This window comes from Pseudomonas profundi (assembly GCF_008638305.1).
Lineage (GTDB): Bacteria > Pseudomonadota > Gammaproteobacteria > Pseudomonadales > Pseudomonadaceae > Halopseudomonas > Halopseudomonas profundi.
On record NZ_VTPZ01000048.1, the window covers coordinates 1 to 590 of the forward strand.

Below are 590 nucleotides of genomic sequence, written 5' to 3' on the forward strand. Positions count from 1 at the left end.
CCGATCAGCGCCTCGGTTTCGCGGATGGCGGTGTCGAGGGTGTCGAGAACCCTGGCGATCAAGTGCTGCTCGTGGACTGGCGGTAGCCGTAAGGGAGCATCCAACAGGACTTCGTTGGCGAAGTTTACCTGCGACTCTGCCATTCCGGTCGTGCGGTCATGGATGTACTTTTGCGGCTCCTTTGTTCCTAGAAAGCCTGCCAAGAACCGTGCATCAACCACTTCCGTCTTAGGCCGGAGTCCGATCATCTTTCCGGAAACAACCAGCCGGCTATGAGTGCTCGGAACATGGCAGACAACACCTACTCGATGTCGCGGACCTGCCTTCGTAACCAGCACATCACCTTCATGAACCTCAATTTGGGACTGCTCCCAAAATGCTTTTGGCAAGACCTTATGAGCAGCATCGTTCCATCCGGCCCATGTGATCGCTGTGGTTTTCAGAACGCCCCATTCTTCGGGTGCGAAAATTTGCCGCTCCTCACAGTCAGGGCTTGGGCCACAAAAGTGACGCTCGATAACATCTCTGACAGTGCAGGCTTCCCAGGTGGTTCTCTCAGACATACCCCAACCCCTTCAAGAACCCCTGCA

At 55.4% G+C, this 590-nt stretch carries 1 protein-coding gene; it reads right to left on the reverse strand.

Annotated elements, in window-relative coordinates:
• On the reverse strand, positions 1 to 563 hold a 563-nt coding region (locus tag FZE95_RS19510), incomplete at its 3' end, for a restriction endonuclease subunit S (RefSeq protein WP_190324609.1).
• Between the last annotated feature and the right edge of the window lie 27 nt (positions 564 to 590).